Source organism: Microbacterium sp. LMC-P-041, assembly GCF_030209555.1.
Lineage (GTDB): Bacteria > Actinomycetota > Actinomycetes > Actinomycetales > Microbacteriaceae > Microbacterium.
Genome location: NZ_JARVRV010000002.1, coordinates 226,264 through 252,075, shown reverse-complemented (window position 1 = coordinate 252,075; position 25,812 = coordinate 226,264). Strand labels below are relative to the sequence as shown.

Below are 25,812 nucleotides of genomic sequence, written 5' to 3'. Positions count from 1 at the left end.
CTGCGCGAACGGTGCTACGGACGTATGCTGGAGACGGAAGGAGGATGCCATGGAAGAAGAACTGATCATGGTCCGCGTCGCCGAGCTGTACTACGACGAGGACAAGACGCAGGACGAGATCGGCGCCCTCCTCAAGCTGTCCCGCTGGAAGGTGGGGCGCCTTCTCACACAGGCCAGAGAGCGTGGCATCGTCCGCATCGAGATCGTGCACCCGCGTGCGCGCCGACTCGGACTCGAGCGCCAGCTCGTCGAACGCCATGGCCTCACGGCTGCCGTCGTCGTTCCCTCCCCGGACGGCGATGACGGGACCCTCGAGCGGGTCGCCCAGGCCGCGGCCGACTACCTCACTGCGATGCGGCCGGTGCCCCGCACGCTCGGCGTCAGCTGGGGGCGTACGTTGCGCGCCGTCGCAGAGTCGCTGCCCGAAGGATGGGCGACCGGCGTCACCGTCGTGCAGCTCAACGGGGGAGTGAGCCTCAACCGCCGTTCGGGCGGAGCCGCGGGCCTCGCCGTCACCATCGCCCAGCGTGCATCCGGACACGTGTCCCTCCTGCCGAGCCCGGCGATCCTCGAACGCGTCGAGACCAAGCAGGCGATCGAAGCCGACCGCACCGTCGCGGCCGTCCTCGTCGAAGCGGCCGAAGCGCAGGCGTTCCTGTTCACCGCGGGGCCCTGCGATGCGACCTCCGCGCATGTCGAGAACGGCTACCTCTCGGCATCCGATGTCGAAGAGCTCGCGCGCCGTGGTGCCGTGGGCGACGTCCTCGGGCGGTACATCGACGCCGACGGCAACATCGTCGACCCGCAGCTCGACGCCCGGACGGTCGGAGTCGACCTCGGGCGCCTGCGCGCCGCGAAGCGCTCGATCTTCGTCACCGCCGGTGACGCCAAGCATGACATCGCGCGCACAGTCGTGACCAGCGGCCTGTGCAGCGTTTTGGTGACAGATGAGACCACAGCACGAGCATTGTTGGAGGAACGATGACGACCCAAGAACTCAGCCGCAGATCGGCGGTGGACGTTCTCGGCGGTGAGCCGGATGACGCCACGCTCCGCCGGTTCCTGCACGGACTCCCGGGTGTCGACGCCGTCGGCCTGGAGCAGCGCGCGGCCGCACTCGGCACGCGTTCGATCAAGACCACGTCGAAGGCCTGGGCACTCGACACGATCATCAAGCTGATCGACCTCACCACCCTCGAAGGCTCCGACACGCCGGGCAAGGTGCGCTCGTTGGTCGCCAAGGCGAAGAACCCGGATGCCGCCGACCCGACGACCCCCCGGGTCGCCGCCGTCTGCGTGTACGGCGACATGGTCGGCGACGCGGTCGAGGCGCTCGGCGCTATGCACGGCGATCCGGATGACGGACTCATCTCGGTCGCCGCGGTCGCCACCGCGTTCCCCAGCGGACGTTCTTCGCTGGCCATCAAGCTGGCCGACACCGCCGAAGCGGTCGCGGCCGGCGCCGACGAGATCGACATGGTCATCGACCGAGGAGCGTTCCTCTCGGGCCGATACGGACTCGTGTACGACCAGATCGCCCAGGTGAAAGAGGCATGCCGTCGTGCCGACGGTTCATACGCCTCGCTCAAGGTGATCCTCGAGACCGGCGAGCTCAACACCTACGACAACATCAAGCGCGCATCGTGGCTCGGCATCCTCGCCGGTGGCGACTTCATCAAGACCTCCACCGGGAAGGTGCAGCCGGCGGCGACGCTGCCGACGACGCTGCTCATGCTCGAGACAGTGCGCGACTGGCACCGGGGTACGGGAGAGCGCATCGGCGTCAAGCCCGCCGGCGGGATCCGCGCGTCGAAGGATGCGGTGAAGTACCTCGTGACGGTCGCCGAGACCGTGGGGGAGGAATGGCTCCAGCCGCACCTGTTCCGCTTCGGCGCCTCGAGCCTGCTGAACGACGTGCTGCTGCAGCGCCAGAAGCTCACCACCGGCCACTACTCCGGCCCCGACTACGTCACGATCGACTAGGAGCCCGCATATGTCATTCCTGGAATACGCTCCGGCACCGGAGTCGAAAGCAGTACTCAACCTCAAGGACAGCTACGGACTGTTCATCGACGGCGAGTTCGTCGACGGATCGGGCTCGAGCTTCGCGACGATCTCGCCGGCTGACGAGAGCCACATCGCCGAGATCGCCTCGGCGAGCGACGCGGACGTCGACCGGGCGGTCGCCGCCGCGCGTCGCGCCTACGAGAAGACCTGGTCGAAGATGAGCGGCCGCGATCGCGGCAAGTACCTCTTCCGCATCGCACGTCTCGTGCAGGAGCGGGCTCGCGAGCTCGCGGTCGCCGAGAGCCTCGACAACGGGAAGCCGATCAAGGAGAGCCGCGATGTCGACGTGCCTCTCATCGCCTCCTGGTTCTTCTACTACGCGGGGTGGGCTGACAAGCTCGACTACGCCGGACTCGGCGCCAACCCGCGTGCGCTCGGCGTGGCCGGGCAGATCATCCCCTGGAACTTCCCGCTGCTGATGCTCGCGTGGAAGCTCGCTCCTGCTCTGGCGGCAGGCAACACCGTGGTGCTCAAGCCTGCGGAGACCACGCCGCTGACGGCGCTGATCTTCGCAGAGATCCTGCAGCAGGCGGATCTGCCGGCCGGTGTCGTCAACATCATCACGGGTGCCGGTTCCACGGGGGCCACGCTCGTGCGTCACCCCGACGTCGACAAGGTCGCCTTCACGGGTTCGACCGGTGTCGGCCGCGACATCGCACGGGCCGTCGCGGGGACCGACAAGAAGGTCACGCTCGAGCTCGGCGGCAAGGCCGCCAACATCGTGTTCGATGACGCGCCGATCGACCAGGCCGTCGAGGGCATCGTGAACGGCATCTTCTTCAATCAGGGGCATGTGTGCTGCGCCGGAAGCCGACTGCTCGTGCAGGAGTCGATCCATGACGAGGTCATCGATCGCCTGAAGAGCCGCCTGTCGACGCTGCGCCTCGGCGACCCGCTCGACAAGAACACCGACATCGGCGCGATCAACTCGGCGGCACAGCTCGCCCGCATCCGTGAGCTGAGCGACATCGGCGAGGCCGAGGGCGCAGAGCGCTGGACCGCGGACTGCGCGATCCCCGACAAGGGGTTCTGGTTCGCTCCGACGATCTTCACCGGTGTCGAGGCGTCGCATCGCATCGCCCGCGACGAGGTCTTCGGGCCCGTCCTGTCGGTGCTGACGTTCCGTACGCCGGCCGAGGCGATCGCCAAGGCGAACAACACGCCGTACGGCCTCTCCGCCGGCATCTGGTCGGACAAGGGCTCGCGCATCCTCGCGGTCGCCGACCGTCTGCGTGCCGGTGTCATCTGGGCGAACACGTTCAACCGATTCGACCCGTCGAGTCCGTTCGGCGGCTACAAGGAGTCCGGATACGGCCGTGAAGGCGGACGTCAGGGTCTCACCGCATACCTGAAGGGGGCCTCCGCATGAGCAAGCGATTGACCGTTCCGAAGACTTACAAGCTGGCGATCGGCGGCGCCTTCCCGCGCAGCGAGTCCGGCCGCACCTACGAGGTGCTGTCGGCGAAGGGGGCATTCCTCGCGAACGCCGCCCAGGGCTCGCGCAAGGACGCACGGGACGCCGTCGTGGCCGCACGTGCCGCCGTGAAGGGGTGGTCCGGCGCCACCGCATACAACCGCGGGCAGGTGCTGTACCGGGTCGCCGAGGTCCTCGAGGGTCGCCGCGCGCAGTTCATCGACGAGATCGCCGCGCAGGAGGGCGTCTCCACGTCCGCCGCCGCCGCGCAGGTCGACGAGGCGATCGACCTCTGGGTCTGGTACGCCGGCTGGTGCGACAAGTACGCGCAGGTCGCGGGCAACGCGAACCCGGTCTCGGGTCCGTACTTCAACATCTCGGTGCCGGAGCCGACCGGCGTGGTCGCGATCGTCGCACCGCAGGACTCCGCGCTGCTCGGTCTTGTCTCGGTCGTGGCTCCTGCGCTCGTCGCAGGCAACACGGTCGTCGTGATCGCGAGCGAGCGGTTCCCGCTGTCGGCCATCAGCCTCGCTGAGGTGCTCGCCACGAGCGATGTGCCCGGGGGCGTCGTCAACGTGCTCACCGGGTCTCCCGCCGAGATGGCGCCCTGGCTCGCCTCGCACCAGGACGTCAATGCGCTCGATCTGGCCGGTGCCGGCGATCTCGAGTGGATCGACATGCAGATCGCCGCCGCCGAGACGCTCAAGCGCGTGCTGACTCCCGGCGCGGTCACCGCGTCTCCGGAGCGCATCGGCGCCTTCACCGAGGTCAAGACCGTCTGGCACACCAAGAGCCTCGTCTGACGTTCGAGCATCACGAAGCCCGTCTCCCCGCACCGAGGAGGCGGGCTTCGTCGTGCAGACGCGGACGGGCGATACGGACTCGAGATGTACGACGCCGCGCCAATGCGTCCCGGTGTCGGATGCAGCGGTTAGGCTCAGTAGACGATCTCAGGATCCCCCCTAGGAGGACGCGCATGGCCCGTATCGGCGAAAGCGCTGACCTGTTCAAGTGCTCATTCTGCGGAAAGAGCCAGAAGCAGGTGCAGCAGCTCATCGCAGGACCCGGTGTGTACATCTGCGACGAGTGCGTCGAGCTGTGCAACGAGATCATCGAGGAGCGGATGGCCGAGTCCTCCGCCGACGGCACGGCGGACTTCGAACTCCCCAAGCCGCGCGAGATCTTCTCTTTCCTCGAGGAGTACGTCGTCGGACAGGAGCCAGCCAAGAAGGCACTGGCCGTCGCGGTGTACAACCACTACAAGCGGATCCGCGCGCACGGCACCCTCCAGACGGCCGAGCAGAAGGCCGAGAGCGTCGAGATCGCGAAGAGCAACATCCTGCTCATCGGGCCGACCGGATGCGGCAAGACCTACCTCGCCCAGACCCTCGCGAAGAAGCTCAACGTGCCGTTCGCTGTCGCGGACGCCACGGCGCTCACCGAGGCCGGCTACGTCGGCGAGGATGTCGAGAACATCCTGCTCAAGCTCATCCAGGCGGCGGACTACGACGTCAAGCGCGCAGAGCAGGGCATCATCTACATCGACGAGGTCGACAAGATCGCCCGCAAGGCGGAGAACCCCTCGATCACCCGCGATGTCTCAGGTGAGGGCGTCCAGCAGGCCCTGCTGAAGATCATCGAGGGAACGGTCGCATCGGTGCCCCCGCAGGGTGGGCGCAAGCACCCGCACCAGGAGTTCCTCCAGATCGACACGTCCAACGTGCTGTTCATCGTCGCTGGCGCGTTCGCGGGCCTCGAGGACATCGTGTCGGCACGCGTCGGCAAGCACGGAATCGGCTTCGGTGCTCCGCTGCACGACAAGGGCAAGGACCTCGACCTGTTCAGCGAGGTGCTTCCGGAGGACCTGCACAAGTTCGGTCTGATCCCCGAGTTCATCGGTCGTCTTCCGGTCGTGACATCGGTGTCTCCGCTCGACCAGGATGCGCTCATCGACATCCTCACGGGTCCGCGCAACGCACTCGTCAAGCAGTACCAGCGCATGTTCGAACTCGACGGCGTTCAGCTCGAATTCGAAGAGGGCGCGCTCCGTTCGATCGCCGACCTCGCCGTCGAGCGCAAGACCGGCGCTCGCGGACTGCGGGCCATCCTCGAAGACGTGCTCGGTCCGATCATGTTCGAGATCCCCTCGGCCGAAGACGTCGCCAAGGTCATCGTCACCCAGGCGGCCGTCGACGAGGGCGCTCCGCCGACGATCGTGATGGAGCGCAAGCGCAAGAGCGCGTGAGTTCCGCTCCCTCGCCCTGGCGGGTGGTCGACAGCAAGCTGGTGCATGCAGACCGCTGGATCCGCGTGCGCGCGGATGACTGCGTCGACGAGCGAGGACACTCGATCGCTCCGTACTACGTGCTCGAATACGGCGACTGGATCTCGGTGCTCGCCGTCGATCGGGATGGCCACGCGATCGTCGTCGACGAGTATCGCCATGGTGCAGGAATCGTCGCGGTCGGGACGATCGGTGGCGGTCTGGAGGCTGGCGAGTCACCGGAAGCGGCCGCCATCCGCGAGCTGCGCGAGGAGACCGGGTACGAGCCCGACGAGATGATCGACCTCGGTCCCACCTGGGCCAACTTCGGCAGCCACACCAACCGGGTGCATCACTTCCTCGCGCGGGGCTGCGTGCGAGTCACCGAGCAGTCGCTCGATGACAGCGAGGCGATCGCCGTGCACGTCGTGTCTCTCGACGGCCTCGGCGATCACCTCGCGCAGAGCTACCACCAGCTCACCTGGTACAAGGCGATGGAGATGCTCGACCGCTGAGGTCACGCGGCGTGCGACCTGATCACGCCTCGAGTCCGCGCCGCTTCAGGAGCGGTGCGATCTCTGCATCGCGCCCGCGGAAATCGCGGTAGGCGTCGAGCGGATCCTTGGACCCTCCGACGCCGAGGAGACGGAAGCGGAACCGGTCGCCGTTCTCGCGGGTGAGTCCGCCGTTCTCACGGAACCACTCGACGGTGTCCGCGTCGAGAACCTCACTCCAGATGTAGGAGTAGTAGCCGGCGCTGTATCCGCCCGAGAAGACGTGTGCGAAATAGGTCGACGAGTAGCGGGTCGGCACGGCAGGATCGTCGAGTCCGATGTCGGCGAGGGCGGCGGCCTCGAAGTCGGCCACGTCGAGGATCTCCGTCTGCGTGCTCACGCGATGCCATGCCTGGTCAAGCCAGGCGGCTGCGAGGTATTCGCTCGTGTCGTGGCCCTGGTTGAACGTCTCCGTCGCGCGCAGTCGTTCGACGATCGCGGGGTCGAGCGGCTCTCCCGTCTCATGATGCCGGGCATAGTTGTCGAGGACCTCGGGCCATAGGATCCACATCTCGTTCACCTGACTCGGGAACTCCACGAAGTCGCGGAAGACGTTCGTTCCGGCGAAGTGCGGGTAGGTGACGACGGCGAAAAGGCCATGCAGAGCGTGGCCGAACTCGTGGAAGAGCGTCGTGACCTCGTCGAGGGTGAGCAGCGTGGGCTCTCCCTCTCCGGGGAGCGCCACGTTGAGGTTGTTGACCACCACGGGCAGCGTCCCGCGCAGGCGCGACTGGCTCACGATCGGATTCATCCAGGCGCCACCGCGCTTCGAGTCGCGGGTATAGAGATCGAGCACGTACAGTCCGACCGCGCTCCCGTCCGCGTCCCTCACCTCGAACACACGCGCACCCGGGTGGTAGGCCCGGAGGTCCCGGCGCTCTGCGAACGTCACCCCGTAGAGCTTCGTCGCAGCGAAGAACACGCCGTCCTTCAGGACCCGCTCGGCCTCGAACCACGGACGGAGCGCGCTCGTGTCGATCGCGTATCGGGCGGTCCGCACCTTCTCCGTGTAGAAAGCCCAGTCGTGCGCCTCGACCGCGAAGGGCGTCGCCTCGGTCTCGTCGACGATCGCCTGCAGGGCTTCCTTCTCGGCTCGTGCGTTGCGTGCAGATGGCGCCGCGAGATCGCGCAGCATCCGCTCGACCGCGTCCGGCGTGCCGGCCGTCTCATCTGCCGTCACGTACGCGGCGTGCGAGGCATAGCCGAGCAGTGCCGCGCGCTCGGCGCGGAGGCGCACGATCTCGGCGAGCACGGGACGATTGTCGTTCCCGTTGTTACGCGACGCGCGCGACTGCGAGGCCGCCAGGATGCGGCGACGCGACTCGCGATCGCGGAGCTGCGCCAGGTACGGATGCCCGGTGAACAGCGGGAGGGAGATGACGAAGCGTCCGTCGAGGCCGCGATCCGCCGCCGAGCGAGCCGCTGCGGAGAGCTCACCGCTGCTGAGGCCCGCGAGCTCCTCGGGCGAGTCGAACACCACCGCGAGGTCGTTCGTGTCGTTGAGGAGGTTGCGCTCGAAGGTGTTGTTCAGCGTCGACAGCTGCTGGTTCAGGGCGGTGAGTCTGCTCTTCGCCTCGTCGCCGAGGGCCGCGCCCGCGTGGGTCATCTCGCGGTGGTGCCGTTCGACGAGGTACCGCTGCTCATCATCGAGCTCGAGATCGTCGAGGTGCGAGTGCACCTGCTGGACGCGCCAGTACAGCGCAGCGTCGAGAGTGATGGCATCCTGATGGGCCGCCATGAGAGGAGCGAGCTGTTCGTCGATCTCCTGGATCTCCGGCGTCGCATCGGCCGAGGTCACGGTGTAGAACGCGTGCGCGACGCGGTCGAGCAGCTCTCCTGAGCGCTCCAGCGCCTCGATCGTGTTCTCGAAGGTGGGCATCGAGCGCACCATCGTGATCCGGGCGATCTCTCGGAGGTGCTCGTCGAACGCGGCCTGGAATGCCGGCAGGTAGTGCTCGGGCCTGATGGCAGCGAAGTCGGGAAGACCGTAGGGGAGCGTGGACGGCTGAAGCAGGGGATTCGCGACGTCGGTCATCCTCTGAGCCTAGCCATCACCCGCTACAGGGACTCGCTTCCCGGCGGCGGCGTCCGTGACGGCACGGGCTCTGGCCGTACGGCGCAGACGTGTGCAAAGTTTAATTTGCAAAGATTAACTTGCAAAGAAGTCTTTGCAAGAGTATCGTCGACGGTATGGAAGACGAACTGCAGTTGCGACGCCTCGACGCGGGGGCGCTCAAAGCCCTCGCTCACCCGCTGCGTGTGAGGATCTTCGACCTGCTCAGCACTCACGGGCCGCAGACGGCGAGTTCGCTCGCCTCGATGCTGGGTGAGACGTCCGGGTCGACCAGCTATCACCTGCGAACGCTCTCGGCGCACGACCTCATCCACGAGGTCGAGGGCCGCGGCACGGCCCGAGAGCGCTGGTGGGAGCTTCCCGAAGGACGCATCGACATCCCCGGTCCCAGTCAGAGCATGTCACCGGCGAATCGAGCCGCGGCGCAGATCGTCTCGTCCGAGTTCTTCCGACTTCGCCACGAGACCCTGATGTCCTACGTGAATCGGCCGGACACGGACGTGCCAGAGGGCTGGAAGGACACCGGGTTGATCGCCACGACTCTGCTCGAGATGACCCCCTCGCAGATGGCGGGTCTCAAGGATGAGCTCATGGCGGTGGTCGACAGCGCGGTCGAGCGATTCCGCGGCCAGACCGGGCCGGATGTGCGCCGGGTGTCGCTGCGCACCGAGCTCTTCGACCTGCCGGCCTCCGGTGCTGTGCTCGCGGATGCCGCCGACTCGAAGACGGAGGAATCATGACCAGCGCGACCATCCGACTCGTCGCCCCGACGCGCACTGAGCGCAGGCTGCTCGGCCTCGCCGGGCTGCTCACGGCCTTCGTGGAACGTCGCATCGAACGTCGGGCCGAGAAGCGGACGCTCGCGCTGGATCTCCTGCGCGAGCAGCAGACCAGACGCCAGGATCCCCACGCCGTCGACCACATGCTCGCGCAGCTCGGCCTGCCGCGTCGATGACATCGCCACACGCAGCGAAGCCCCCTGTCTGGAGTTCCGGACAGGGGGCTTTCTGATCAGAGTTCGTCAGTCCTCGAAGGGGCGGGCGATCACGTCGCCGGCCCCGGTCTGCACGACCTCCCAGCCCGCATCGAGCTCGGCGATCGCACGGCCCTCGAGCCATGTGAGCGTCCAGTGTCCGGTGAGGCCGCGGGATTCGACCTCGGCGATCGCCGGCCGGAGCGCGGCGGGAACGGATGCCGGCGGCTCCGAGCCGGTGGCCCACCGCGTACCCAGCTGCATCATGCCCCCTCGACCGGAGCGAGCTCGATCGCGGTGACCGCGAACTCGTCGGCCTCGGTGAACTCGAGGTCGGCGATGCGGCCGACGGCCTTGAGATCTTCGGCTGCGGCGCGGAGTGCGTCGAGCTTGGCGGCGGGCGCCGCGATCGCGGCACGAGATACCGGAGTCTTCTGCGATGCCTTCGCCTCGGTCTTGGCGCGGCGGATGCCGATCAGTGCCTCACTCGCGGCCGACAGCACCGCCGTGTCACCGTCGATGCCGAGAGGTTCCGGCCACGCGGCGGTGTGGACCGAGCCTTCTTCGAACCACGACCACACCTCTTCGGTCGCGAACGAGAGGATCGGCGCGAGAAGGCGCAGCAGCGTGGACAGCGCCAGGCGCAGCGCGAGTGCCGCGGAGGCCTGGCCCACGTCGTTCTGGTTGTAGGCGCGCTCCTTGACGAGCTCGAGGTAGTCGTCGCAGAACGTCCAGAAGAACGCCTCGGTGACCTCCAGCGCCTTGGCCTGGTCGTAGTTCTCGAACGCCTTGGTCGCCTCGGCGATCACGGCGTCGAGGCCTGTCAGCATCGAGGCGTCGAGGGCGTGCGTCACCTGGGCGCCTTCGGGCACCGGGAACGACAGCACGAACTTCGCCGCGTTGAGCACCTTGATCGACAGTCGGCGGCCGATCTTGACCTGCGTCGGGTTCTGCGGGTCGAAGGCGGCATCCATTCCCAGGCGGCTGGAGGCGGCCCAGTAGCGCACCGCATCCGATCCGTGGGTCTCGAGGATGTCCGCCGGCGTGACGACGTTGCCCTTCGACTTCGACATCTTCTTGCGGTCGGGGTCGACGATGAAGCCCGAGATCGCGGCGTTGCGCCACGGCGAGCGCCCGTCTTCGAGGGTCGAGCGCAGCATGGTCGAGAAGAGCCAGGTGCGGATGATGTCCTGTCCCTGCGGGCGCAGGTCGAACGGTGCCGTGAGCTGCCACAGCTCCTCGTCGCGCTGCCATCCACCGGCGAGCTGCGGAGTGAGCGACGAGGTGGCCCAGGTGTCGAGGATGTCGGCCTCGGCCTCGAAACCACCGGCCACGCCGCGCTGATCCTCGGTGTATCCCTCCGGCACGTCGGTCGTCGGGTCGATGGGGAGACTGGCGTGATCGGGAGCGATCACGCGGGCGTAGTCGCGCTCGCCGTTCTCGTCGAGGCCGTACCAGAGCGGGATCGGCACGCCGAAGAAGCGCTGACGCGACACGAGCCAGTCTCCGGTCAGACCTCCGACCCAGTTCTCGTAGCGAACCCGCATGAAGTCCGGGTGCCACGCCAGCTGCGTGCCGCGCTCGAGCAGCTCGTCGCGCAGGTTCGCGTCGCGTGCGCCGTTGCGGATGTACCACTGGCGGGTCGAGACGATCTCGAGAGGGCGGTCACCCTTCTCGAAGAACTTCACGGCGTGGTTGAACGGCTTGCCGACGGCCGTCATGTCTCCGGTCTCCTGCAGCTTCTCGACGATGGCCTTGCGCGCGGAGAACACCGTCTTGCCCGCGAGCTCGGCGGTGTACCAGTCGATCGCGTCGGCATCGGCGACGATCGACGGCGCCGTCGGGAGGAAGCGTCCGTCGAGGCCGATCGTGGTCATGTTCGGGAGGTGGTCGCCCGCCGCCGTGCGCAGCTCGCGCCACCAGATGATGTCGGTCACATCGCCGAAGGTGCAGACCATCGCGGCGCCGGTGCCCTTGTCGGGCTGTGCGAGGTGGTGGCCGTGGATCTCGATCTCGGCGCCGAAGAAGGGCGTGCGCACCTTCGTGCCGATCAGGTGCTTGTGCGGGCCCTCGGGGTGGGTCACGATCGCGATGCACGCGGGAAGCAGCTCGGGGCGGGTGGTCTCGATCGTGATCGAGCCGGATCCGTCGGCGAACGGGAAGTCGATGGTGTGGTACGCGGCCTGCTGGTCGCGATCCTCGAGTTCGGCCTGGGCGATCGCCGAGCGGAAGTCGATGTCCCACAGCGTCGGAGCGAGCGACTGATAGGCCTCGCCGCGCTCGAGGTTGCGCAGGAATGCGAGCTGGCTCTGACGGATCGTGTCGTCGGAGATGGTGCGGTAGGTCTGCGTCCAGTCGACCGAGAGGCCGAGCTGGCGGAACAGCGCCTCGAACTGCTTCTCGTCCTCGATCGTCAGACGTTCGCAGAGCTCGATGAAGTTGCGGCGGCTGATGGGCACCTGGTCGGCAGCGCGGCTGGACTTGTTGTCGCCGCCTTCGAACGGCGGGGTGAAGTCGCTCTGGTAGGGGAGCGTCGGGTCGCACCGCACGCCGTAGTAGTTCTGCACGCGGCGCTCGGTGGGCAGTCCATTGTCGTCCCACCCCATCGGGTAGAACACGTTCTTGCCGCGCATGCGCTCGAAGCGCGCCTTGACATCGGTGTGCGTGTACGAGAAGACGTGCCCGATGTGCAGGCTTCCGGATGCGGTCGGCGGGGGAGTGTCGATCGAGTAGACGCCCTCGCGGCCGGACTCCGCGGCGCGGATGCGGTCGAACAGGTACGTGCCCCGCTCGGACCAGGTCTCACCCCACTTCGCTTCGAGACCTTCGAGTGCGGGCTTGTCGGGAATAGCGGACATGAAGGTTCTCCTCGAGCGATGTATGCGGCACTGTGTGAGCGTGCCTGAGTGTGGATTGTGTCCCACAGTCTAATCGCCCGCGGCAGTGCAGAGTTCCGGTCCTGCCGCGCAGCGCCGGGGGTGAAGAGGACGCTCTAGAATTGGATCCAGTCCAACAAACGACGCGTCCGCGTCCCTTCGCCTTCCCTCCCGAGGAACAGCATGCCCATCACCTTCCTGCGCCGCGCGATCCCGCTCGGTGCCACCGTCGCCGTGAGCGCCCTCCTGCTCAGCTCCTGCGCCGCGCCGTCCTCCGAGTCCGACGGCGGAGAGCTCGTCTGGTCGATCGAGGGCGCGAACCTCTCTGCCGGGCACATGGATCCGCAGGTGAGCCAGCTCGACGTCTCCGGCATGGTGCAGCGGGCAGTGCTCGACTCGCTGGTCTTCCAGGAGGACGACGGCTCGTTCAGCCCCTGGCTGGCGAAGGAGTGGACCGTCTCCGACGACAGCACGGAGTACACCTTCGTCCTCCGTGACGACGTGACGTTCACCGACGGCGAGGTCTTCGACGCCGAGGCGGTCAAGGCGAACTTCGACCGCATCGTCGACCCCGAGACGGAGTCGGCGCAGGCGGCGTCGATGCTCGGAGCAGACTTCTACGCGGGTACGGAGGTCGTCGACGAGCACACCGTCACGGTCAGCTTCACCCAGCCGTACGCGCCGTTCCTGCAGGCGGCCAGCACGCCGCAGCTCGGGTTCTACTCACCGGCCGTGCTGGCGGAGTCCGCCGACCAGCTGAAGGCCGGAGGGCCCGATGTCACGGTCGGCACCGGTCCGTTCGTGCTCACCGAGTACACGCCCGATCAGGAGCTGGTGTACACCCGGAACGATGACTACGCCTGGGGGCCGCACGGCGAGGATGCGGCGGAGGTCGAGACGCTGCGCGTCGAGATCCAGCCGGAGGCCTCCGTGCGCACGGGCGTCGTGCAGAGCGGCGAGGCGGACCTCGCGAGCAACATCCCCCCGAACCTCGCGGGAGATCTCGGCGACGGCATCACCGTGGACTCGGTCGAGTACCCCGGCCTGCCGTACTCGCTGTACCTCAACGAGAAGTACGGTGTCTTCGCCGACGAGAAGGTGCGCCAGGCATTCGCTCGGGGCATCGACGTCGACGCCGCCGTCGAGGAGATCTTCTTCGGGCAGTTCCCACGAGCATGGAGCGTGCTCGGCTCGACGACTCCCGGGTACGACGCCTCCCTCGAGGACAGCTGGCCTTTCGATGCAGCAGCGGCGAACGCTCTCCTCGACGAGGCCGGCTGGACGGAGCGCGACAGCGACGGCATCCGCATGAAGGACGGCAAGCGCCTGTCTGCGCGGTGGATCGCATGGACCCCGGTGCCGGACGACAGGGCCGCCCTGGCGAACGCCATCCAGTCGGATCTCAAGGGGATCGGGTTCGAGGTCGTGCGCGAGGTGCTGGAGCCCGGCGCCTACAACGAGCAGTACGGTCCGAAGACCTTCGACCTGACGGACTGGGGATTCTCCGGCGTCGACCCCGACTTCCTCCGTGCGCACCTGCACACAGAGGGGTTCCAGAACGCCTCCCAGGTCACCGATCCGGAGATCGACGCTCTGCTCGACCAGGCCGTCGCCTCCAGCGATCAGGACGAGCGCAACAGCATCTACACGCAGCTGCAGGAGTGGAATGCGGAGTACACGGCCATCGTCCCGCTCTACAGCCCCTCGGCGATCACCGCCGTCGGCGAGCGGGTCAGCGGTCTCGACTACGACCTGTACGGACGTCCGCTGTTCTACGACGTGAGCGTCGGCTGACCGCTGAGTCGTCGAGCACCCTTGGGCATATCGCTGCGGTATCGTTCGTGAGCGAGCGCCGCGTGCCGAAGGGTGCTCAGAGATCGTCGAGAGGGCGCCAACGGTGAAGGCAGCGCTCATCCGGATCGCCGGTCTCGCGGCATCCGTCGTGATCGTGCTCTGGGGCGCGGCGACACTCGTCTTCCTGGCGTTCCGCGTCATCCCGGGCGATCCGGTCTCGGTGATGCTCGGGCCGCAGGCTCAGGTGAGCGAGGCGGTCAAGGACGGCATCCGTGCGGAGCTCGGCCTCGATCGACCCCCGCTCGAGCAGTATCTGACCTTCATCGGTCAGCTCGCCCGGGGAGACCTGGGCGAGTCGTATCAGCTGCGGATGCCGGTGACCGAGGTCATCGGCCGTCAGCTCGGATCGACGCTGCAGCTCTCGGCGCTGGCTCTCGTGATCGCCGTGCTGCTCGCGCTCGCCGTCGCCCTGCTGGTGCGAGGCCAGGCAGGACGAGCCGTCGCCGCGGGCATCGAACTCGTCATCCTGTCGTCGCCCGTGTTCTGGATCGGACTGATCCTGCTCAGCGTCTTCGCATTCGGACTGGGGTGGTTCCCTGTCTCGGGTGCCCGCAATCCGGCGACGATCGTGCTGCCGGCCATCACGCTCGCGCTTCCCGTGGCGGCGCTGCTCAGCCAGGTGCTGCGGGATGGACTCGTGCAGGCCGAGCGGATGCCGTTCGCCGAGACCGTGCGGGCGCGGGGTGCGAGCCCGTCCTGGTTCACGCTGCGTCACGGACTGAGACACGGTGCCGCGAATGCCGTGACCCTGGCGGCCTACCTGACCGGATCGGTGCTCGGAGGAGCGGTGCTCGTAGAGACCGTGTTCGCCAGGGCGGGCCTCGGCCGGGTCACCCTCGCGGCCATCACGAACCGCGATCTGCCGGTGATCACCGGGATCATCCTGCTCAGTGCCATCGTCTTCGTGATCGTGAACCTCGTGATCGAGCTGCTGCATCCGCTCATCGATCCTCGGCTGCGCACCGGGCGGGGAGGAAGGCGATGAAGCGCGCGCAGACCGTGCTGCTCTGGTGCGCCGTGGCCGTGCTGCTGGTGCTCGCATTCGCTGCGGCCTTCCCCGCTGTCCTCGCCACGCACGACCCTCTTCAGACCGACGTGCGCGCATCGCTTCTGCCGCCCAGCGCCGAGCATCTGTTCGGCACCGATCAGAGCGGGCGCGACGTCTACTCGCGCGTGCTCTACGGGGCAGGGCGCTCGATCGGCATCGGCCTGCTCGCCACGGGCATCGCGCTCGCCGTGGGGCTGCTCATCGGTGCGCTCGCCGGCCTCGCCCCGCGGGGAGTCGACGCGGCACTCATGCGGGTGAACGATGTGCTCATGGCCTTCCCCGAGTTCCTGGTCGCGCTCGTGGTCGTGGCGGTGCTCGGGCCCGGACCGGTCAACATCGCGATCGCCGTGACGCTCGCCGCCGTCCCCGTCTACATCCGGCTGGCGAGGGTGCAGACCCGCACCCTCCGCAGCGCCGAGCACGTCGAGGCCGCCCGGATCCTCGGCGTCCCCCCTGTGCCCGCGTTCGTCCGGCATGTCGTGCCGGGTGTGCTCGGGTCGCTGAGCGTGCTCGCGACGATCGGCATCGGCTCGAGCATCCTCGCGGCCGCCGGACTCAGCTTCCTCGGTCTCGGCCCATCGGAGCCCACTCCCGAGTGGGGCCTCATGCTCGCCGGAGGACGCAACGTGCTCGGACAGGCCTGGTGGATCGCCGTGTTCCCCGGCATCGCGATCACCGTCACCGTGATCGCGGCGACGATCGTCGGCCGCGTGCTGCGTGCCAGAGCAGAGGGGCGGGCGTCGTGACGGAAGCGCTCGAGCTGCAGGGGTTGCGCATCGACTTCGGTGGGACGCCCGTCGTCGACGGGGTGTCGCTGTCGGTGGCGCGAGGGGAGTGCGTCGCCATCGTCGGTGAGTCGGGCGCGGGCAAGTCGCTCACCGCACGGGCACTTCTCGGACTGACGCCCGCAGACGCACGGGTGCGGTTCGAACGGTTCATCATCGACGGGACGGATGTCGCGCGGTTCGGCGAGCGGCGTTGGCGGTCTCTGCGCGGCGCGGGCATCGCGCTCGTCTCGCAGGATGCCCTCGTCTCGCTCGATCCGCTGCAACGGGTGGGATCGGAGATCGCCGAACCCCTGCGTCTCCACGGCCTCAGGTCCGGACGAGCGGCGCTGCGCGAAAGAGTGCAGGAGCTGCTGCACCGCGTCTGGATGCCGGACGCCGGCCGCCGAGCGCGGCAGTACCCGCACGAGCTCTCCGGCGGACTCAGGCAGCGGGCACTGATCGCCTCGGCCATCGCTGCCGAACCCGCGATCCTCGTCGCGGACGAGCCGACCACGGCTCTCGATGCGACGGTGCAGGCGAGGATCCTCGGACTCCTCCGCGACATCGCCGACGCCGGCACCGCGATCGTGTTCATCAGCCACGACTTCGCGGCCGTCCGTCGCATCGCCGATCGCGTGCTGGTCATGCGCAACGGCGTGGTCGTCGAGTCCGGGCCCGTCGGCGAGGTTCTCGAGAAGCCGCAGCACGCGTACACCCGACAGCTGATCGCCGCGACGATGCACGAGCCGCGTGTGACCTCTACCGACGACGTGACACCCGTGCTCGTCGCCACAGGCGTCACCAGGACATACGAGGAGATCGCCGCCGTGAACGACGCGTCGTTCGCCGTGCATCAGGGACGCACACTCGGCATCGTCGGGGAATCGGGGTCGGGCAAGACGACGCTCGCCCGGATGATCGTCGGTGTCGAGCAGCCGGACGACGGCGGCCTGCGCTGGATCGGCGAGCACCGCGTGCAGCTCGTGCACCAGAATCCGCTCGGCGCATTCGATCCCCGATGGAGCATCGGGCGGTCGCTGAGGGAGGCGCTCGCCGCGGGCGGCGTGCCTCGGGCGCTGCGGGCCGCGCGGGTGTCCGAGCTTCTCGCCGAGGTCGACCTCGACCCCGTATTGGCGACACGGCGGCCGTCCGCGCTGTCGGGTGGGCAGCGACAGCGTGCCGCCATCGCTCGGGCACTGGCTGCCGAGCCCGAGGTGCTCGTGCTGGACGAGCCGGTGTCGGCTCTGGATCCGTCGGTGCGTGAGCGCGTGATCCAGCTGCTGCTCAGGCTGCAGCGCGAGCGTCGGCTGACCATGATCTTCGTGTCGCACGATCTCGATGTCGTCGGGGCGGTCGCCGACGACGTGCTGGTGATGCAGGACGGCGTCATCGTCGAACAGGGTGCAGTCACGGACGTGTTCGAGTCGCCGCAGCATCCGTTCACTCAGGAGCTGCTCGACGCGAACCGGCCCGTCAGTCCCTGACCTGGATGCCGATCCCCGCCGCGAGTACCGGTGCGAGCTGCTGCACCTGGAAGCTGCTCAGGGTCGTGCCGCGGAGGCTGTTCGCATCGAGGAACGCCGAGGCGTCGAGCCCGCGCAGGTCGACGTGCGTGGCGCGCATGCCGCGGGAGTCCACCTCGTCGCAGCGCGTGTCGGTGAAGCGCACGCGGGTGAGCTCGGCCTGGGGCATGTCGATCGTCCGGATGCTGCACGCGGTGATCTCGACGTCCGTGGCCTTCGACGCCCCCAGGTTCAGATAGTCGATCCGCACGTCGCGGAGCTCCAGCTCGTCGATTCGGGCGCTGCTCAGATCGAGCGTGCCGATGCGTCCGCCGCTGATGCGCACGCGACGGATGCCGGCATCCCGCATCTTGAGCGAGGCGATGCGGACACCCGTCATGTCGACGTCGATGAGGGTGGCTCCGGTCAGATCGACACTGTCGGCGTCGGCCGTGATCGTGCACTGCTCGAGTGAGGCGTGGGCGAGATCGGCTGCGACCTCGAGATCGAGCTGTGCCGCGAGCAGATCGGCGCTGCGCCGAGCCGTCGCCGACTCGAACTCGAGGGGAAGGTCGGGAGGCGATACGCGGGGAGCCGCAGGGGATTCGGGGGAGCGGACCATGCTTCGAGGGTAGGGGGTGGGTGAGACACTCCTCGGTTCGGCCGCGCCTTCCTCGGTTCGGCTGCTCCTTCCTCGGCCGGATGCGCTTCACTCGGCCTATTGCGCGGAATCGGACCGAGGGAGGTGGATTCGGCCGAGCGAGAGCGGGAGCACGAGAGTGGCGAGCGAGCGACGTCTGCGGACGCCTCGACCGGTCCTGCACAGAACGCCACGAGACGCCGTTGTGCGCACAAGCCTGGAACGGGGGGCGACGCGCACGCGATACGTCCCACACTGGCTGGGTGCGGAGAACGTCAGAGGACTTGCTTGCGACGATGACGGAGCTCGGCGGCGTCGTGCGTGTCACCGTCATCCAAGAGCGCGGATTCGCTCGGAGCCTGGTCGCGTCGGCGGTCGAAAGCGGTGTGCTGATCCGGCCGCGACGAGGATGGCTCGCGGTGCCTTCCGCCGACGGGATGCTGATCAGCGCGGCGCGCCGAGGCGTCGTGCTGACCTGCCGTACTCAAGCCGCTCGGCTCGGTCTCTGGCTGCACGACGATTCGGGCAAGCCACACGTCGCCGTCGGGCCGAACGCCGCGGGGAGGCGACGTGTCGACGCGCAGGTGCACTGGGGCAGTCCGATCGTGCCGCGTCATCCGGATGTGCTCGTCGATCCGATCGAGAATGTGCTGGCGTACATCGCTGAGTGCGAGCCTTTCGAGCGGGCGCTCGCGACCTGGGAGTCAGCGCTCAACAAGTCGCTCGTCACGATGGAAGCTCTGCGCGGATACTCGTGGAAGCCGGCGGCGCGGCTGATTCTCGAACGGGCCACTCCTTTCGCCGACGCGGGGCTGGAGACCTACCTTCGTGCGCGACTGCGGTGGTTGAGAGAGCCGATCCGCGTGCAGATCTGGATCGCGGGCCACCGCGTCGACGCTCTGATCGGCGACCGATTCGTCGTACAGATCGACGGGGCCCACCACGTCGGTGCGCAGCGATCCGAAGACATCCGGCACGATGCCGAACTGCGGCTGATGGGGTATCACGTGATGCGCGTGTCGTACACGCACGTCATGTTCGACTGGCACATCGTGCAGGACCTGATCATGCGCGCGGTCGCGCAGGGACTGCACCGCGCGGGGTGAGTGACCCGCCGTTCAGACGCTTCGCACCGTCGGACAGATCGTCGTGCCTCGGCCGAATTCCCGGAGACTGGCCGACGGAGGTGCATTCGGCCGACGGGGGTGCGGGCTCCGGAGACAGAACCGACATCGGAAGCGCGCACGGACTTCGGCCGCTCTCAGGAGGCAGGAGGCGCACGCGCCGCACCGCGCGTACAATGGGAGACAAGAGCTGTGATCCGGACATCACCGGGGAGCTCTCGGAAGAACGGTCGGCTCGCGAGGGCGGACTCAGTAGAACCGAGCGGGGCAGGCCCGTCACAGCCGCAGTGAGAGTGGCTCCGCCGTGAGGCGCGGCACGCGAGGTGGTACCGCGGTCCCCGGAACGACAAGCCGGACGGATCGTCCTCGCAGCAGCATCCGCCACGACTCCTGCGAGACGACATGACCTACCCGCGTTCCTCCTTCGGCCCCGCCGCCGACCAGGCTGCCTCCGTCGCCCCGAGCCCTCGGTTCCCTCAGATCGAGCGCGAGGTGCTCGACTTCTGGGAGACCGATCAGACCTTCCGCGCCTCGATCGAGCAGCGCGAGGGCGAAGACGAGTGGGTCTTCTACGACGGCCCGCCGTTCGCCAACGGCCTGCCGCACTACGGGCACCTGCTCACGGGCTACGCCAAAGACGTCTTCCCGCGATTCCAGACCATGATCGGCAAGAAGGTCGATCGTGTCTTCGGCTGGGACACCCACGGTCTGCCCGCCGAGCTCGAGGCCATGAAGCAGCTCGGCATCACCGAGAAGAGCCAGATCGAGGAGATGGGCATCGACGTCTTCAACGCGAAGGCGAAGGACTCGGTGCTCAAGTACACCCATGAGTGGCAGGACTACGTCACGCGTCAGGCTCGCTGGGTCGACTTCGAGCGCGGATACAAGACGCTCGACCTCGGTTACATGGAGAGCGTGCTCTGGGCGTTCAAGACCCTGTTCGACAAGGGACTCGCCTACGAGGGATACCGCGTGCTGCCGTACTGCTGGCGCGACGAGACCCCGCTGTCGGCGCACGAGCTGCGCATGGACGACGACGTGTACCAGAACCGTCAGGACCCGTCGGTCACCGTCACGTTCCCGCTGACCGGTGCGAAGGCTGAGGCCCTCGGTCTCACCGCCGTGCGGGCACTCGCCTGGACGACCACCCCCTGGACCCTCCCCACCAACCTCGCGCTCGCCGTCGGCCCCGACATCGAGTACGTCGTGCTGCCCGCCGGTCCCGGAGGAGCCGCCGACGTGCACCAGGTCGCGGGAACGACGGATGCCGCCGTCGAGGCCTCGGCCCACCGCTACCTTCTGGCGCGTGAGCTGCTCGGCGGCTACGTCAAGGAGCTCGGATACGAGAGCCTCGACGAGGCGCTCGCCGCGGTCGACGCGACGGTGCGCGGAGCCGAGCTCGAGGGAGTCACCTACGACCGGCTCTTCGACTACTACGCCGACGCCGAGACCTACGGCACGGAGAACGCCTGGCGCATCCTCGTCGACGACTACGTCACGGTCAGCGACGGCACCGGCATCGTCCACCAGGCTCCTGCCTACGGTGAGGACGACCAGCGGGTGGCCGGTGCTGCCGGCATCCCGACGATCCTGTCGCTCGACGATGGCGGACGATTCCTGCCGAACGTCACCGACGTCGCCGGGCAGCTGTGGATGGACGCGAACACGCCGCTCATCCGCCTGCTGCGCACCGAGGGGCGCCTCCTGCGCGAGCAGAGCTACGTGCACTCGTACCCGCACTGCTGGCGGTGCCGGAATCCCCTGATCTACAAGGCCGTGTCCAGCTGGTTCATCCGCGTCACCGACATCAAGGACGACCTGCTCGCGAACAACGAGCAGATCACCTGGGTGCCCGAGAACGTGAAGCACGGCCAGTTCGGCAAGTGGCTCGAAGGCGCGCGCGACTGGTCGATCAGCCGCAACCGCTACTGGGGCTCGCCGATCCCGATCTGGAAGAGCGACGACCCCGAGTACCCGCGCGTCGACGCCTACGGCTCGCTCGAGGAGATGGAGCGCGACTTCGGCACGCTCCCGCGCAACCCCGAGGGCGAGATCGATCTGCACCGCCCGTACATCGACGACCTCACCCGTCCGAACCCCGATGACCCGACCGGCCGGAGCACCATGCGCCGCATCGAGGACGTCTTCGACGTGTGGTTCGACTCCGGCTCGATGCCGTACGCGCAGGTGCACTATCCGTTCGAGAACCAGGAGTGGTTCGACACGCATGCGCCCGCCGACTTCATCGTCGAGTACATCGGGCAGACGCGTGGCTGGTTCTACGTCATGCACGTGCTCTCGACGGCGCTGTTCGATCGACCGGCGTTCACGGGCGTCAGCTGCCACGGCATCGTCCTGGGCAACGACGGCTACAAGATGTCGAAGTCGCTGCGCAACTATCCGGACGTCTCCGAGGTGCTCGACCGCGACGGCTCCGACGCGATGCGCTGGTTCCTCATGTCGAGCTCGGTGCTGCGCGGCGGCAACCTCGCAGTGACCGAAGAGGGCATCCGCTCGGGCGTGCGCGAGTTCCTGCTCCCGCTGTGGAACTCGTGGTACTTCTTCGCGACGTACGCCAACGCGGCGAAGCCCGGCGGATACGAGGCGACCTGGCGCACTGATTCGACCGACGTCCTCGACCGCTACATCCTCGCTCGTCTCGGCGACCTGGTGCGCGAGGTGCGAGCGGACCTCGAGGGTCTCGACTCCACGACCGCGTCCGCGCGTCTGCGCGACTTCGCCGAGGTGCTCACCAACTGGTACATCCGTCGCTCGCGCGACCGGTTCTGGGAGGGGTCGAGCACAGACGCCTTCGACACGCTCTACACGGTGCTCGAGACGCTGACCCGGGTCGCCGCGCCTCTCGTGCCGCTCATCAGCGAGCGCGTGTGGCAGGGGCTCACGGGCGGACGCAGCGTGCACCTGCAGGACTGGCCGGATGACACCGCGTTCCCCGCGGCGGACGAGATCCGCGACGCGATGGATGCCGTTCGCGAGCTGTCGAGCGTCGGCAACGCCCTGCGCAAGAAGGAGAAGCTCCGTGTGCGGCTGCCACTCGCACGCCTCACGGTGGTGTCACCTCTGGCGGCCACGCTCGGCCAGTTCGAGGACATCCTGCGCGAGGAACTCAACGTCAAGTCGGTCGAGCTCGTCCAGCAGTCGGACACGACCGCCGGCGGATACGGGATCAGCCACCGGCTGAGCGTGAACGCCCGTGCGGCGGGTCCGCGCCTGGGCAAGAACGTGCAGACGGTGATCAAGGCCGCGAAGTCCGGCGACTGGTCGGAGGTCGACGGCGTCGTGACCGCGGGCGGCATCGTGCTCGAGCCGAGCGAGTACGACCTCGTGCTCGAGACCACCGGCCGGCCCGAGGGGGAGGCGCTCGCGATCGTGCCGAGCGGCGGATTCGTGCTGCTCGACACGACGACGACTCCTGAGCTCGAAGCCGAGGGACTGGCGAGAGACGCCATCCGCGTCGTGCAGGAGGCCCGCAAGAATGCGGACCTCGATGTGAGCGACCGCATCGTTCTGGCACTGAACGTCGGCCCGGCCGATGCCGAGGCGCTGCAGGCGCATGCGGACCTGATCGCGGGGGAGACCCTGGCCATCGCGTTCGCGGTGCAGGCGACCGACGACATGGACACCCTCGTGCAGGAGGTCGCCAGCCCCGGCGACGGCGTCTTCCGCAGTGGTGCGACCGCCCTGGGCGCCGACAAGCGTCCGATCATCGTCACGATCGACGTCACGACGAAGGAGCCCGCCGCATGAGCGCACGCGACAAGGCCGATGCCGTCTACGACAAGCTGCTGAGTCGTGCGGGGGAGCGCTGGGTGCAGCCGCGCAAGGAGCGCACAGCGCGCATCCTCGCGTATCTCGACGATCCGCAGCGCACGTATCGCGTCGTCCACATCACGGGTACGAACGGCAAGACCTCGACCGCTCGCATGATCGAGACCCTGCTGCGCGCGCACGGGCTGCGCACGGGCCTCTTCACCAGTCCGCACCTCGAGCGCTTCACCGAGCGCATCGTGATCGATGGAGAGCCGATCGAGGATGCCGCCGTCGTCGACGCCTGGAACGAGATCGAACCGTTCGTCGAGATCGTCGACGCCGAGCTCGAGGCAGCGGGTGAGGAGCCGCTCACGTTCTTCGAGCTGCTCACCGTGCTCGCCTTCGTGGCGGTGGCGGATGCCCCGGTCGACGTGCTCGTCCTCGAAGTGGGAATGGGCGGCGAGTGGGACTCGACCAACACGGCCGACGGTGATGTGGCGGTGTTCGCGCCCATCGACATCGACCACGCCGATCGTCTCGGCGGCACGATCGCCGAGATCGCGACCGTGAAGGCGGGAATCATCAAGGAGGGCGCTGCCGTCGTGTCGGCCCAGCAGCCCGCGGAGGCCGCCGAGGTGCTGCGCCGTGTCGCTGCCGAGAGGAACGCCACGATCGCCTTCGAAGGCGAGGAGTTCGGGCTCGCCGAGCAGAAGCTCGCCGTCGGCGGACAGCTGCTGACCATCCGCGGTCTCGCCGGAGCGTATGTCGAGGAGTACCTGCCCCAGTACGGAGCGCACCAGGGACACAACGCGGCCCTCGCGGTCGCAGCCGTGGAGTCGCTCATCGGCGGGGCGCAGCAGCCGATCGCCGCCGACATCATCTCGGAGGGCCTGCAGGGCTCGACCTCGCCGGGGCGACTTCAGCTGTTGGGCGTCGCTCCCACGGTGATCGTGGATGCTGCGCACAACCCGCACGGCGCAGCCGCGCTCGTGCAGGCGATGGATGACAGCTTCGACTTCGACGAGTGGGGTGTGGTGCTCGGCGTGCTCGCTGACAAGGATGCCGCCGGTATCGTCTCGAAGCTCGCGCCCGCGGCGGCCCATGTGTTCGCCACGGCGCCCGAGTCCGACCGTGCGAGCGACGCGGATCTCATCGCCGATCTCGTCGAGTCGACGGGACAGCGCGCGACGGTGCACCCGACGCTCGCCGAGGCAGCGGACGCCGCCCGCGAGTGGGCGGCGTCATCGGATCGCCGGGCCGTCGTGATCGCCGGCTCGGTCGTGCTCGCCGGCGAGGCGATCGCTCTCGCCGAGGAAGAGGACTGGAAGTCGGGATGGCGCGCGTGACCGCCGCATCCCGCCCGGCCCGTCCGCCGCGTCCCCCACGCACTCTGGTGCAGAAGCTGGCGCCGATCGTGCTCGGTTTCGAGTCCATCGTCGTCTTCCTCGCGGGGCTCACGGTCTTCGGTCTGAAGACGCTGCCCGCGGGCATCCCGCAATGGTGGGGGATCGTCGGCGGTGCCGTCGTCGGGCTCGCCTGCCTCGCCCTCGCCGGCATGATCACGAAGCCGTGGGCGATCACGGCGGGCTGGGTCCTGCAGGTCGTCATCGCTCTGGCGGCTATCCTGGTCCCCGCGATCCTGCTCGTCGTCGTGGTTTTCGGCGGCATGTGGGGGTATGCGACGATCATGGGGGCCCGATTGGACGCACGACGTCCCGACGGGCCCACGACTGAGACTCAGACAGAGAGTGAATGACATGGCCACCGAAGAAACCCTCGTCCTCGTCAAGCCCGATGGTGTCGCCCGCGGCCTCACCGGCACGATCCTGGCGCGCATCGAAGCGAAGGGCTACGCCCTCGTCGACATCCGCCTGGTCGAGCCCGACCGCGACCTGCTCGCCGAGCACTACGCGGAGCATGAGGGCAAGCCCTTCTACGAGCCGCTCCTGGAGTTCATGCTCTCGGGCCCGTCGGTCGCCATCCGCCTCGCCGGCAACCGTGTGATCGAGGGCTTCCGCTCGCTCGCCGGCACGACCGACCCCACCACCGCCGCGCCCGGCACGATCCGTGGCGACTTCGGCCGCGACTGGGGTCTCAAAGTGCAGCAGAACCTCGTGCACGGCTCGGACAGCCCCGAGTCGGCCGCACGCGAGCTCGGCATCTGGTTCGACTGACCGATCCGCACACGACGAAGCCCGCCGCACGAGATCGTGCGGCGGGCTTCGTCATGTCCAGGCGGGGTCAGAAGATTATGCGCGCCATCTCGCCGAGGAAGTCCAGGCCCTGCAGCTGCGCCATCATGATGATGACCGCGTAGGCCAGGATGGTGGCCAGCGGAACCCAGACCATCAGCTTGTCGGCGCGTTCCCGGGTCTTCTCGTTCCGTGTGAAGGTGCCGTTGCGGGTCAGATGCAGCATCGTCGCGAAGAAGGTCGGGATGGTCACTGCCCACGTCACCATGCACCACGGGCACAGAACCCCGAGGTTCGCGGCGTAAAGGCTCTGGCCGATGAGCCAGCAGACGAGTCCGAAGGCGAAGGTGATCCCCGCGCCGAAGGCCGCCCAGAACCACCGCGGGAACCTCGCCCCGGCGAGGATCGCGACGCCGATCACCAACGGGGCCATCCACCCGGTCAGTCCGAGCAGCGGGTTGGGGAAGCCGAAGATCTCACCCTGCCAGGACCCGAGGTTCTTGCTGCACTGGATGAAGGGGCTCACATCGCAGGCGAGCGCATCGGTCGGGTTCTCCAGAAGCACGAACTTCTCGACCGTCAGCTGGAAGGCGGCGAACCAGCCGATGACGCTCGCGATGATCAACCACACGGCATAGACGACGGGGCGGGTGCGCTGCTCGCTCATGTGTGGATTCTCTCAGCGATCGCTAT

The 25,812-nt window shown here is 68.0% G+C and carries 22 protein-coding genes; 17 read left to right on the top strand and 5 right to left on the bottom strand.

Annotation, left to right across the window (positions count from 1 at the left end):
* Window positions 1-49 precede the first annotated feature (49 nt).
* The 6 genes from QRN21_RS05095 to QRN21_RS05070 all read left to right on the top strand — a co-directional run bounded on the left by QRN21_RS05095 (window position 50) and on the right by QRN21_RS05070 (window position 6,259).
* Window positions 50-985 (top strand): sugar-binding transcriptional regulator, encoded by a 936-nt coding sequence (locus tag QRN21_RS05095; protein WP_056278928.1) that lies wholly within the window; start codon window positions 50-52, stop codon window positions 983-985.
* A complete protein-coding gene (gene deoC / locus QRN21_RS05090; RefSeq protein ID WP_285363329.1) occupies window positions 982-1,983 on the top strand; it encodes a deoxyribose-phosphate aldolase in 1,002 nt (333 codons plus the stop codon). The genes QRN21_RS05095 and deoC overlap by 4 nt, the downstream gene beginning before the upstream one ends.
* A 10-nt stretch (window positions 1,984-1,993) precedes the next feature.
* A complete protein-coding gene (locus QRN21_RS05085; protein WP_285363328.1) occupies window positions 1,994-3,436 on the top strand; it encodes an aldehyde dehydrogenase family protein in 1,443 nt (480 codons plus the stop codon).
* Window positions 3,433-4,284, top strand: a complete 852-nt coding sequence (locus QRN21_RS05080; protein ID WP_053096636.1) for an aldehyde dehydrogenase family protein — start codon at window positions 3,433-3,435, stop codon at window positions 4,282-4,284. The genes QRN21_RS05085 and QRN21_RS05080 overlap by 4 nt, the downstream gene beginning before the upstream one ends.
* A 173-nt stretch (window positions 4,285-4,457) precedes the next feature.
* Window positions 4,458-5,726: an ATP-dependent Clp protease ATP-binding subunit ClpX gene (clpX, locus tag QRN21_RS05075; RefSeq protein ID WP_053096617.1), complete on the top strand. Its 1,269-nt coding sequence runs from the start codon at window positions 4,458-4,460 to the stop codon at window positions 5,724-5,726.
* A complete protein-coding gene (locus QRN21_RS05070) occupies window positions 5,723-6,259 on the top strand; it encodes an NUDIX hydrolase (RefSeq protein WP_285363327.1) in 537 nt (178 codons plus the stop codon). Before clpX ends, QRN21_RS05070 begins: the two co-directional genes overlap by 4 nt.
* Before the next feature lie 22 nt (window positions 6,260-6,281).
* On the opposite strand, the gene QRN21_RS05065 is transcribed toward QRN21_RS05070, so the two are convergent.
* A complete protein-coding gene (locus QRN21_RS05065) occupies window positions 6,282-8,333 on the bottom strand; it encodes a M3 family metallopeptidase (protein ID WP_285363326.1) in 2,052 nt (683 codons plus the stop codon).
* A gap of 155 nt (window positions 8,334-8,488) precedes the next feature.
* On the opposite strand from QRN21_RS05065, the gene QRN21_RS05060 reads away from it, so the two are divergent.
* Together QRN21_RS05060 and QRN21_RS05055 are read left to right on the top strand one after the other, a co-directional pair.
* Window positions 8,489-9,112 carry an ArsR/SmtB family transcription factor gene (locus QRN21_RS05060; protein WP_053096611.1) on the top strand — a complete coding sequence of 208 codons (624 nt, stop codon included), beginning with the start codon at window positions 8,489-8,491 and terminating at the stop codon, window positions 9,110-9,112.
* Complete coding sequence (locus QRN21_RS05055) at window positions 9,109-9,327, top strand: hypothetical protein (RefSeq protein ID WP_072591421.1); 219 nt, start codon at window positions 9,109-9,111, stop codon at window positions 9,325-9,327. The genes QRN21_RS05060 and QRN21_RS05055 overlap by 4 nt, the downstream gene beginning before the upstream one ends.
* 66 nt (window positions 9,328-9,393) lie before the next feature.
* Here the strand turns inward: QRN21_RS05055 and QRN21_RS05050 are convergent, their stop codons facing one another.
* Together QRN21_RS05050 and valS are read right to left on the bottom strand one after the other, a co-directional pair.
* The gene (locus tag QRN21_RS05050; protein ID WP_394194020.1) at window positions 9,394-9,612 is read right to left on the bottom strand and encodes a hypothetical protein; all 219 of its coding nucleotides are present in this window, start codon (window positions 9,610-9,612) and stop codon (window positions 9,394-9,396) included.
* Window positions 9,609-12,203 (bottom strand): valine--tRNA ligase, encoded by a 2,595-nt coding sequence (gene valS, locus QRN21_RS05045; RefSeq protein ID WP_053096608.1) that lies wholly within the window; start codon window positions 12,201-12,203, stop codon window positions 9,609-9,611. Before valS ends, QRN21_RS05050 begins: the two co-directional genes overlap by 4 nt.
* A gap of 201 nt (window positions 12,204-12,404) precedes the next feature.
* On the opposite strand from valS, the gene QRN21_RS05040 reads away from it, so the two are divergent.
* The 4 genes from QRN21_RS05040 to QRN21_RS05025 all read left to right on the top strand — a co-directional run bounded on the left by QRN21_RS05040 (window position 12,405) and on the right by QRN21_RS05025 (window position 17,374).
* Window positions 12,405-14,015 carry an ABC transporter substrate-binding protein gene (locus QRN21_RS05040; RefSeq protein WP_285363325.1) on the top strand — a complete coding sequence of 537 codons (1,611 nt, stop codon included), beginning with the start codon at window positions 12,405-12,407 and terminating at the stop codon, window positions 14,013-14,015.
* A gap of 103 nt (window positions 14,016-14,118) precedes the next feature.
* Window positions 14,119-15,060, top strand: a complete 942-nt coding sequence (locus QRN21_RS05035; RefSeq protein WP_056278920.1) for an ABC transporter permease — start codon at window positions 14,119-14,121, stop codon at window positions 15,058-15,060.
* Complete coding sequence (locus QRN21_RS05030; protein WP_285363324.1) at window positions 15,057-15,869, top strand: ABC transporter permease; 813 nt, start codon at window positions 15,057-15,059, stop codon at window positions 15,867-15,869. The genes QRN21_RS05035 and QRN21_RS05030 overlap by 4 nt, the downstream gene beginning before the upstream one ends.
* Entirely contained in the window at window positions 15,866-17,374 is a 1,509-nt protein-coding gene (locus tag QRN21_RS05025) for an ATP-binding cassette domain-containing protein (RefSeq protein ID WP_285363323.1), read from the top strand. Before QRN21_RS05030 ends, QRN21_RS05025 begins: the two co-directional genes overlap by 4 nt.
* Here the strand turns inward: QRN21_RS05025 and QRN21_RS05020 are convergent.
* Complete coding sequence (locus QRN21_RS05020) at window positions 17,364-18,014, bottom strand: pentapeptide repeat-containing protein (protein WP_285363322.1); 651 nt, start codon at window positions 18,012-18,014, stop codon at window positions 17,364-17,366. The genes QRN21_RS05025 and QRN21_RS05020 overlap by 11 nt on opposite strands.
* 314 nt (window positions 18,015-18,328) lie before the next feature.
* Here QRN21_RS05020 and QRN21_RS05015 point away from each other — a divergent pair, with 314 nt between their 5' ends.
* From QRN21_RS05015 to ndk, 5 genes are all read left to right on the top strand, one after another.
* Window positions 18,329-19,138, top strand: coding sequence for an endonuclease domain-containing protein (locus QRN21_RS05015; protein ID WP_285363321.1), 810 nt, complete (start codon window positions 18,329-18,331; stop codon window positions 19,136-19,138).
* 420 nt (window positions 19,139-19,558) lie between these two features.
* Window positions 19,559-22,924 carry an isoleucine--tRNA ligase gene (gene ileS / locus QRN21_RS05010; protein ID WP_285363320.1) on the top strand — a complete coding sequence of 1,122 codons (3,366 nt, stop codon included), beginning with the start codon at window positions 19,559-19,561 and terminating at the stop codon, window positions 22,922-22,924.
* A complete protein-coding gene (locus QRN21_RS05005) occupies window positions 22,921-24,273 on the top strand; it encodes a bifunctional folylpolyglutamate synthase/dihydrofolate synthase (RefSeq protein ID WP_053096595.1) in 1,353 nt (450 codons plus the stop codon). Before ileS ends, QRN21_RS05005 begins: the two co-directional genes overlap by 4 nt.
* Window positions 24,261-24,683 (top strand): DUF4233 domain-containing protein, encoded by a 423-nt coding sequence (locus QRN21_RS05000; protein WP_053096593.1) that lies wholly within the window; start codon window positions 24,261-24,263, stop codon window positions 24,681-24,683. Before QRN21_RS05005 ends, QRN21_RS05000 begins: the two co-directional genes overlap by 13 nt.
* A 1-nt stretch (window position 24,684) precedes the next feature.
* On the top strand, window positions 24,685-25,101 hold the full coding sequence (gene ndk / locus QRN21_RS04995; RefSeq protein ID WP_029261664.1) for a nucleoside-diphosphate kinase: 417 nt from the start codon (window positions 24,685-24,687) through the stop codon (window positions 25,099-25,101).
* Between the two features lie 67 nt (window positions 25,102-25,168).
* Here the strand turns inward: ndk and QRN21_RS04990 are convergent, their stop codons facing one another.
* Entirely contained in the window at window positions 25,169-25,786 is a 618-nt protein-coding gene (locus QRN21_RS04990; RefSeq protein WP_053096588.1) for a vitamin K epoxide reductase family protein, read from the bottom strand.
* Window positions 25,787-25,812: the final 26 nt, after the last annotated feature.

Coding starts and splice junctions, on each gene's coding strand:
- QRN21_RS05095 (WP_056278928.1), top strand. CDS start 50: ATGGAAGAAGAACTGATCATGGTCCGCGTCGCCGAGCTGTACTACGAC.
- deoC (WP_285363329.1), top strand. CDS start 982: ATGACGACCCAAGAACTCAGCCGCAGATCGGCGGTGGACGTTCTCGGC.
- QRN21_RS05085 (WP_285363328.1), top strand. CDS start 1,994: ATGTCATTCCTGGAATACGCTCCGGCACCGGAGTCGAAAGCAGTACTC.
- QRN21_RS05080 (WP_053096636.1), top strand. CDS start 3,433: ATGAGCAAGCGATTGACCGTTCCGAAGACTTACAAGCTGGCGATCGGC.
- clpX (WP_053096617.1), top strand. CDS start 4,458: ATGGCCCGTATCGGCGAAAGCGCTGACCTGTTCAAGTGCTCATTCTGC.
- QRN21_RS05065 (WP_285363326.1), bottom strand. CDS start 8,333: ATGACCGACGTCGCGAATCCCCTGCTTCAGCCGTCCACGCTCCCCTAC.
- QRN21_RS05060 (WP_053096611.1), top strand. CDS start 8,489: ATGGAAGACGAACTGCAGTTGCGACGCCTCGACGCGGGGGCGCTCAAA.
- QRN21_RS05055 (WP_072591421.1), top strand. CDS start 9,109: ATGACCAGCGCGACCATCCGACTCGTCGCCCCGACGCGCACTGAGCGC.
- QRN21_RS05050 (WP_394194020.1), bottom strand. CDS start 9,612: ATGATGCAGCTGGGTACGCGGTGGGCCACCGGCTCGGAGCCGCCGGCA.
- valS (WP_053096608.1), bottom strand. CDS start 12,203: ATGTCCGCTATTCCCGACAAGCCCGCACTCGAAGGTCTCGAAGCGAAG.
- QRN21_RS05040 (WP_285363325.1), top strand. CDS start 12,405: ATGCCCATCACCTTCCTGCGCCGCGCGATCCCGCTCGGTGCCACCGTC.
- QRN21_RS05030 (WP_285363324.1), top strand. CDS start 15,057: ATGAAGCGCGCGCAGACCGTGCTGCTCTGGTGCGCCGTGGCCGTGCTG.
- QRN21_RS05020 (WP_285363322.1), bottom strand. CDS start 18,014: ATGGTCCGCTCCCCCGAATCCCCTGCGGCTCCCCGCGTATCGCCTCCC.
- QRN21_RS05015 (WP_285363321.1), top strand. CDS start 18,329: ATGACGGAGCTCGGCGGCGTCGTGCGTGTCACCGTCATCCAAGAGCGC.
- ileS (WP_285363320.1), top strand. CDS start 19,559: ATGACCTACCCGCGTTCCTCCTTCGGCCCCGCCGCCGACCAGGCTGCC.
- QRN21_RS05005 (WP_053096595.1), top strand. CDS start 22,921: ATGAGCGCACGCGACAAGGCCGATGCCGTCTACGACAAGCTGCTGAGT.
- QRN21_RS05000 (WP_053096593.1), top strand. CDS start 24,261: ATGGCGCGCGTGACCGCCGCATCCCGCCCGGCCCGTCCGCCGCGTCCC.
- ndk (WP_029261664.1), top strand. CDS start 24,685: ATGGCCACCGAAGAAACCCTCGTCCTCGTCAAGCCCGATGGTGTCGCC.
- QRN21_RS04990 (WP_053096588.1), bottom strand. CDS start 25,786: ATGAGCGAGCAGCGCACCCGCCCCGTCGTCTATGCCGTGTGGTTGATC.